The sequence below is a fragment of the Streptomyces sp. NPDC020875 genome, assembly GCF_040641415.1.
Taxonomy (GTDB): Bacteria; Actinomycetota; Actinomycetes; order Streptomycetales; family Streptomycetaceae; genus Streptomyces.
The window spans coordinates 200,196-207,089 of record NZ_JBFADP010000003.1; the positions used below are offsets into that span (position 1 = coordinate 200,196).

A 6,894-nucleotide genomic window follows, 5' to 3' on the forward strand; every position below is an offset into this window, starting at 1 on the left:
CGGTGCCCGGCCGTCAGCAGGCCGGTGTACGGGCCGGGTTCGCCAGGGTCGTCAGGGCCTTCTCGGCCGCCGGGCGTGGCGCCAGCGACGTGTAGGCCGTACCGATGATCAGGTCGACGTCGGCGGTGGTCCTGGTGTCCGTCTTGGCCTTCGCCCCGGGCAGCTGGGTCCCCAGGACCGAGAACGGGCCCTTCACCGCGCCGGGCGCGCCGAGCAGCAGTCCGGCGCCCGGGACCTTCTTGTCGTAGTCGGCGGTGGCGTTGCCGACCTTGCCGATGGTGAAGCCGCGGGCCTTCAGTTCCTCCGCCGCCGCCTTCGCGAGACCGCCGCGCGGGGTCGCGTTGTAGACGTTCACGGTGATCTGGGCGGGTTTCAGGGTGACCGGGGCCTTCGGAGGCGCCGACGGCTTGCCCTTCTCCCCCTTCTCTCCCGTCTCCCCCTTCCCGCCTTTCGCCGGGACGCAGCCCGGCTTCCCGGCCGCCGTGGTCTTCTTCTCGGAGCCGCCGGAGAAGGCGTCGATGAGCTGCACCGTTCCCCAGCCCGCCAGTCCGAGGGCCACCACCGCGGCGATCGCGACGACGACGATCCTGCGGCGGTTGCGGGGACGGCGCATCCGGGGATAGACGTCGCCCGTGATGCGGTACTTTCCCCCCATCCCGGGAGGAGTCAGCATGCTCATGGGCGCAGCGTAGTGCCGTGCGGACGCCATGCCTACAAGATGATCTACGGGTTGCGCCCGTACGGCCCGCGAATGGGTCCGAAAGGCCCAGTGGGGCGCCGCCGAACGTGCTGTCGAACGGGTGGCCGGGCCGTCCGCCGCCGAGCCGCCCCGGGCGGGTCGGTCCGGGGCCGTCCGGTTCGGGTCAGCCCAGTTCGAGGACGCGGGCGTGCAGCACCTGGCGCTGCTGGAGCGCCGCGCGCACCGCGCGGTGCAGCCCGTCCTCCAGATACAGATCGCCCTGCCACTTCACGACATGCGCGAAGAGGTCGCCGTAGAAGGTGGAGTCCTCGGCGAGCAGCGTTTCGAGGTCCAGCTGGCCCTTGGTGGTGACGAGCTGGTCGAGGCGGACCGGGCGCGGGGCGACGTCCGCCCACTGCCGGGTGGATTCCCGGCCATGGTCGGGGTATGGCCGGCCGTTTCCGATGCGCTTGAAGATCACACGGAAAGCCTACCGGTCAAGCCCCTCCGGGCGCAGCCATGGCGGGCCGGTGCGATCCTGGGCGAAGGCTGACAAACAAGGAATCCGCCGGGGAAAGCCGGGGGAGAGCCGGGGAAATCGGGGGGACGACAGGGGTTCGAGATGACCGACGACGGTACGGAGCCGGTACGGCGGATCGCCGAGGGGTACGCCTTCGACGGCCCGGCGCTGGAGCTGGGCGCGGTGCTGTGGGACGGGGTCTGCCGGGCCGACGCGCCGGTCCGGGTGCCGCTGGCGACCCTCAACCGGCACGGTCTGGTCGCGGGCGCGACCGGTACCGGGAAGACGAAGACCCTCCAGTTGATGGCCGAGCAGCTGTCGGCGAGCGGTGTTCCGGTCTTCCTGGCCGATGTGAAGGGCGATCTGTCGGGGATCTCGGCGCCGGGCGAGCCGAACGACCGGGTCCGGGAGCGCTCCGCCGAGGTGGGACAGGAGTGGCGGCCGGCCGGGCGTCCGGCGGAGTTCTACGCGCTCGGCGGGATCGGTACCGGGATCCCGGTACGGGCCACCGTCACCGACTTCGGCCCGGTGCTGCTGGCGAAGGTGCTGGATCTGAATCCGACCCAGGAGCAGTCCCTGGGGCTGGTCTTCCACTACGCGGACGCCAAGGGCCTGGAGTTGTACGACCTCAAGGATCTGCGGGCGGTCGTCGCCTTCCTGGTCTCCGACGAGGGGAAGGCCGAACTGAAGACGGTCGGCGGGCTCTCGGCGGCCACGGCCGGGGTGATCCTGCGGTCGCTGACCGCCTTCGAGCAGCAGGGCGCGGGCGGCTTCTTCGGCGAGCCCGAGTTCGACACCGCCGAATTGCTGCGGACCGCGCCGGACGGCCGGGGCGTCGTCTCCGTACTGGAACTCCCGGCGGTCCAGGACCGGCCGCGGCTGTTCTCGACGTTTCTGATGTGGCTGCTGGCCGATCTCTTCCAGGATCTGCCGGAGGTCGGCGACGCGGACCGGCCGAAGCTGGTGTTCTTCTTCGACGAGGCGCATCTGCTCTTCACGGGCGCGTCGAAGGCGTTTCTGGAGTCGATCACCCAGACCGTACGGCTGATCAGGTCCAAGGGAGTCGGGGTCTTCTTCGTCACCCAGACCCCGAAGGACGTGCCCGCCGATGTGCTGGCGCAGCTCGGGAGCCGGGTACAGCACGCGCTGCGGGCGTACACCCCGGAGGACGCCAAGGCGCTGACGGCGACGGTCCGGACCTTCCCCAAGTCGCCGTACGACCTCGAAGAGGTGCTGACCGGTCTGGGGACGGGTGAGGCGGTGGTGACCGTACTGGGCGAGTCGGGCGCGCCGACGCCGGTGGCCGCGGTCCGGCTGCGGGCGCCGGAGTCGCTGATGGGGCCGGTCGATCCGGCGGCGCTGGAGACGGCGGTACGGGCCTCGGAGCCGTACGGGAAGTACGCGCGGGCGGTCGACCGGGAGTCGGCGTACGAGAAGCTGACGGCGGCTCCGGCTGCGCCGTCGGCTCCGGCGGAACCCGGGCGGCGGGCCGAGCCGCACCCCGAACCGGCCGAGCCGGAACGGGAGTCGCTGGTCGCGCAGGTGGTGGGCAGCGGTGTCTTCACGACACTGGCCCGCTCGGTGGGGACCCAGCTGGGGCGGGAGATCACCCGCTCGCTCTTCGGTACGTCCCGGCGGAGGCGCTGACGCCCCCGGCCGGGAGGCGTACGTCCCGGCGGAGGCGCTGAGCGGCGCCTCCGCCGGAACCGTACGGGGTGTTACCGGGGACCGCGTGTTACTCGGTCACGGCCGCGTGGCCGTCGTGCAGTCCGCCGCTGCCGGACTGGCCGCCGTTCGGACCGGCCGGGGGAACCGGCTTGGAGAGCGAGCTGATGTCATGGGCGTAGGTACCGGCCGCGTTGGCGATGATGCCGATATTGATCCCGAACGCCTTCATGCTGATGTTGCTCAGGTCGTCGCCCGCGCCGTGGTAGTTCGGGTCGTACGCCAGCCCGGCGGTGCCGCCGAACTTGGCGGCCTGGGCGGCCGTCTTCTTGACCTCGGCGCCGGTGAAGGTGCCGCCCGCCGGGATGCCGACCTCGATGAACGGGCCGTAGTCGGAGCGGCCGGTGAAGTCGGTTCCCTCGTGCGGGGTGTTCCGCCCGTCGAGGAACTTCTGCATGTCGCGCTCGATCTGCGCGGAGCCCTCGGGGCCCGGGCCCGCGCCCACGCCATCCGAGTTGTCGCCGTCGTAGAGGAAGATGCCGTAGTTCGGCGAGGCGATCATGTCGAAGTTGAGATACGCCTTGATCTCCTTCTTGCCGAGGGAGCTGAGGCTCGCGACATACGCCTCGGAGCCGAGCAGGCCGTTCTCCTCGGCGCCCCACCAGGCGAAGCGGATCTTGTTGGTGGGCCGCTTCTCGGCCTTCGCCAGCTCCTCGGCGACCTCCAGCAGACCGGCCGAGCCGGAGCCGTTGTCGTTGATGCCCGCGCCCTCGGAGACGCTGTCGAGGTGGGCACCGAGCATCACCGTGTTGGCGGCGTTGCCGTGCTTGGTCTCGGCGATCACATTGCGGGTGGTGCGGTTCTCCTGGAGCTGCCGCACGTCGAGCGTGACGCGGACCGGCCCGTTGGCCAGCTCGGCGGCGAGCTTCTCGCCCTCGGCCTGGACCACACCACCGGTCGGGATCTTCACCCCGGCCGGGTCGCCCAGGGTGCCGCCCATGGAGCCTTCGGTGTTGTTGAAGATCAGGGCGCCGATCGCGCCCGCGTCGGCGGCCGTGGCCTGCTTCTGCGCGAAGGTGCAGCCGCCGCGCTTGATCAGCGCGATCTTGCCGGTGAAGGTGGCGGAGGCGTAGTCGGCGGGCTCGCAGCCGGTGGTCGCGTCGACCGGGACGGCGGCCAGATCGGCGGTGATCCCGCCGACCGGGGTGGACTTGGTGTAGTCCATCGCCACGACTCCGACCGAGCGGGGCGTCGGCGAGACCACGTCCAGCTTCTCGGCCCGGGTCTCGATGTACGGGAACTGGAACGCCTGGTACGAGACGTTGTAGCCGAACTTCTTCAGCTGCTGGAACACATACGCCGCGGAGGCGTCGTAACCCAGCGTTCCGGCGGCCCGGTTGCCGGTGGTGTCCGATATCTGCTGGAACTTCTCCAGGTGCTCGAAGGCGTCGTCGGCGGACGACTTCTTCACCAGCTTCGCCGCCAGCTTGGCGGCGCTGCGGGTCTCCCGGTCCTTCGGCGTGTGGTGATCGGCCGTGGCGGCGGGCGAAGCGGAGGCCAGCAGCAGCGGGGTCGCGAGTGCGGCGGCGGCCAGCGAGGCCACGGCTCTGCGACGGGATGCCTTCACAGAGTTCCTTCCCGTAATGGACATGTCGAACGGGAAGCTAGCCGGGGTGGTGTGCCCCTGGGAACGTCTGTGCTTCAACTCACTTCCCGTGGTGTGGCATTGCCATACTTCTCCCTTCCCGGAATGGCTTGTTCCTTGTGCCGGTTACGGCCGGGTTCGCCCGACCGGACGCAACCGGGGTCCGGAAAGTCCCTTCCGTCAGGCTTTCTTCGCGGCTTGCGCGGCCTTCGCTGCCCGCTTCGCCTCCTGCTTGTGGGCCCGGACCTTGGCGAGCGACTCGGGACCGGTGATATCGGCGGCCGAACGGTACGAACCGGCCTCGCCGTACGCCCCCGCCGCGACCCGCCAGCCCCGGGGCCGTACCCCCAGCTGCTTGCCCAGCAGGGCCAGGAAGATCTTCGCCTTCTGCTCGCCGAAGCCGGGCAGCGCCTTGAGCCGGGCCAGCAGTTCGGCCCCGTCGGCGACACCGGTCCACAGGGCGGTCACATCGCCCCCGTACTCGTCGACGAGAAAGCGGCAGAGCGTCTGGACCCGCTGGGCCATGCTGCCCGGATAGCGGTGGACGGCCGGTTTCTCCTTCAGCAGCTCCGCGAACGCCTCGGGGTCGTAGGCGGCGATCTCGGCGGCGTCCAGATCGTCCCGGCCCATCCTGGAGGCGATGGTGTACGGGCCGGAGAAGGCCCACTCCATGGGCACCTGCTGGTCCAGCAGCATGCCGACCAGGGCGGCCAGCGGGCTGCGGCTGAGCAGGGCGTCGGCTTCCGGCTGCTGGGCGAGGTGGAGGGTGCGGGCGGGGGTTTCGGCCGCCCCGGTGCTGTTGGCGCTCATGCACTCGATGGTCACCCGGCCGTGGCCCGGCCGCCAGCGGCGCGCGGAGGGGCCGTACGACTCCGGGGCCGTACGGCCCGAAGGCGTACGGCCCCGGGAGCCGCGGGGGTACGGCACCGGGGCCCCGCCGCCGTGTACGACGGGACCCCGGTGGTCGCTGGGGCGGGAGCGGCCCGCCCCGGTCAGTGGTGGTGGTGCGTGACCGGCAGGATCTGGGCCTTCTCCAGGATCACCGCATGCTCCAGGACGTCCTCCGCCGGGTCGTCCAGTTCGATGTGGTCGACCGAGATCAGGGTGAACTGATCGCCCTCGCGGGAGGAGTCGGCGGCGGCGGGCTGGGCGGGGATCGTCACCGCCAGCGCCGTCGCCCCGAGGGCGGTCAGCAGCAGCCGGGCCCGCCGGGAGCCCTCGGCCCGGGGCCGCCGCGCGGGGGTGCTTCCGGGGTCGCTCCCGGGGGTCCGCTCGGTGGTCAGCTTCACTATCGGCATCGTCACCCTGGTCATCTCTCCGCCTCCGGGAGCCGTGCCGGTGGGGCACGGACAGCTGTTCACGGTCGGTTCACGGTCATCCGTTCACCGGGTGTATCCGCGGAACCGGCCCGGAGGACACGGCGTACAAGCAGGCGAGCACACAATTCACTCTTTCGGCGGTAGGAAAAAGCGGGCGGATGTGGATCAGACGGATGCCGGGCGGTGGATGACGACGGTCGTCTCACAGGAGTTGTCGGCGAAGAGTTTCAGGACCTCGTTCTCGTTCTTGTCGACGGTCAGGCCCCAGCGGAGCTTGGTCGCCACCCAGTCGCCGATATAGCGGCAGACGGCGGTGTCGGCCGGCGGCAGCCAGCCGGTGATGTCCGCCTCGGCGCGCTCGCGGACGGTCCGCGCGGTCACCACGTTCAGGCCGGGGTAGGCCGCCTGGTCGTTGGCGTACGCCTCCCGGCGCTCGGCGGTCCACGCCTTCGCGCCCGAGCCCCACGCCTCCGCGAGCGGCACGGCGTGGGCGACGGCCAGGGCCCGGAGATCGGTCACGGACTGGCCGTCCCAGGGCGAGACCCAACGGCCGCCGCTCAGGGCGCAGCCGCCGGAGACGGCGGGCTGTTCCACGGCCTCCGCGATCAGTACCTCCTCGCGGGTGGTGCAGCCGTCGGCGGGGTCGAGGCCCTGGTTCCAGTGGGGGAAGGCGGTGTCGGTGTGGCCGGTCCGGTCCTCGTCGGCCTCGACCAGGAGGGAGATCGCGTCCTCCAGTTGGTGGACCTGCTCCGACGAGGAGGGGGCGAGGGGGGCGAGGGGCGTGGCGGCGGTGGCCGGGGCGGTGAGGAGCAGCGGGGCGAGCACGAGGGCGGCGATGGCGGCGGCGACGGCGGTCGCGCCGCGGACGCGATGGTCGGTCATGCGACGGTGATAGCGCCTCCCGGGGGCCCCGGTCCGGGTCTCGCGGGGCAAGACGTCCTTCCGGGTGGAAAGTTGAGCCGGAGAGGTGGCCACGAGCCTTGCGCGAAGGCCGCCGCCAGGACCGCCGCGAGGGCGAGGCCGACGACGGCCGGTTCGCCCGGGGACGCCGGTCGGGCGGGGTGGG

7 protein-coding genes are annotated in these 6,894 nt (G+C 71.5%); 1 reads left to right on the top strand and 6 read right to left on the bottom strand.

What is annotated here, in order from left to right; translation table 11 throughout:
- Nucleotides 1-13: 13 nt before the first annotated feature.
- Nucleotides 14-679, bottom strand: a complete 666-nt coding sequence (locus AB0G74_RS03250) for a LytR C-terminal domain-containing protein (protein WP_361139949.1) — start codon at nt 677-679, stop codon at nt 14-16.
- Nucleotides 680-863: 184 nt separating this feature from the next.
- Nucleotides 864-1,160 (bottom strand): type II toxin-antitoxin system VapB family antitoxin, encoded by a 297-nt coding sequence (locus tag AB0G74_RS03255; RefSeq protein ID WP_003955420.1) that lies wholly within the window; start codon nt 1,158-1,160, stop codon nt 864-866.
- Between the two features lie 141 nt (nt 1,161-1,301).
- Between AB0G74_RS03255 and AB0G74_RS03260 the strand changes: the two genes are divergently transcribed.
- Nucleotides 1,302-2,846: a helicase HerA-like domain-containing protein gene (locus AB0G74_RS03260; RefSeq protein WP_361139951.1), complete on the top strand. Its 1,545-nt coding sequence runs from the start codon at nt 1,302-1,304 to the stop codon at nt 2,844-2,846.
- Nucleotides 2,847-2,934: 88 nt separating this feature from the next.
- On the opposite strand, the gene AB0G74_RS03265 is transcribed toward AB0G74_RS03260, so the two are convergent.
- The 4 genes from AB0G74_RS03265 to AB0G74_RS03280 all read right to left on the bottom strand — a co-directional run bounded on the left by AB0G74_RS03265 (nt 2,935) and on the right by AB0G74_RS03280 (nt 6,710).
- Nucleotides 2,935-4,467: a M20/M25/M40 family metallo-hydrolase gene (locus AB0G74_RS03265; RefSeq protein WP_361139998.1), complete on the bottom strand. Its 1,533-nt coding sequence runs from the start codon at nt 4,465-4,467 to the stop codon at nt 2,935-2,937.
- Between the two features lie 222 nt (nt 4,468-4,689).
- Complete coding sequence (locus AB0G74_RS03270; RefSeq protein WP_361139954.1) at nt 4,690-5,319, bottom strand: HhH-GPD-type base excision DNA repair protein; 630 nt, start codon at nt 5,317-5,319, stop codon at nt 4,690-4,692.
- Between the two features lie 182 nt (nt 5,320-5,501).
- Nucleotides 5,502-5,822 carry a hypothetical protein gene (locus AB0G74_RS03275; protein WP_361139956.1) on the bottom strand — a complete coding sequence of 107 codons (321 nt, stop codon included), beginning with the start codon at nt 5,820-5,822 and terminating at the stop codon, nt 5,502-5,504.
- A gap of 171 nt (nt 5,823-5,993) precedes the next feature.
- Nucleotides 5,994-6,710 carry an HNH endonuclease gene (locus tag AB0G74_RS03280; RefSeq protein WP_361139959.1) on the bottom strand — a complete coding sequence of 239 codons (717 nt, stop codon included), beginning with the start codon at nt 6,708-6,710 and terminating at the stop codon, nt 5,994-5,996.
- Nucleotides 6,711-6,894 lie beyond the last annotated feature (184 nt).

Coding starts and splice junctions, on each gene's coding strand:
- AB0G74_RS03250 (WP_361139949.1), bottom strand. CDS start 679: ATGAGCATGCTGACTCCTCCCGGGATGGGGGGAAAGTACCGCATCACG.
- AB0G74_RS03260 (WP_361139951.1), top strand. CDS start 1,302: ATGACCGACGACGGTACGGAGCCGGTACGGCGGATCGCCGAGGGGTAC.
- AB0G74_RS03270 (WP_361139954.1), bottom strand. CDS start 5,319: ATGAGCGCCAACAGCACCGGGGCGGCCGAAACCCCCGCCCGCACCCTC.
- AB0G74_RS03275 (WP_361139956.1), bottom strand. CDS start 5,822: ATGACCAGGGTGACGATGCCGATAGTGAAGCTGACCACCGAGCGGACC.
- AB0G74_RS03280 (WP_361139959.1), bottom strand. CDS start 6,710: ATGACCGACCATCGCGTCCGCGGCGCGACCGCCGTCGCCGCCGCCATC.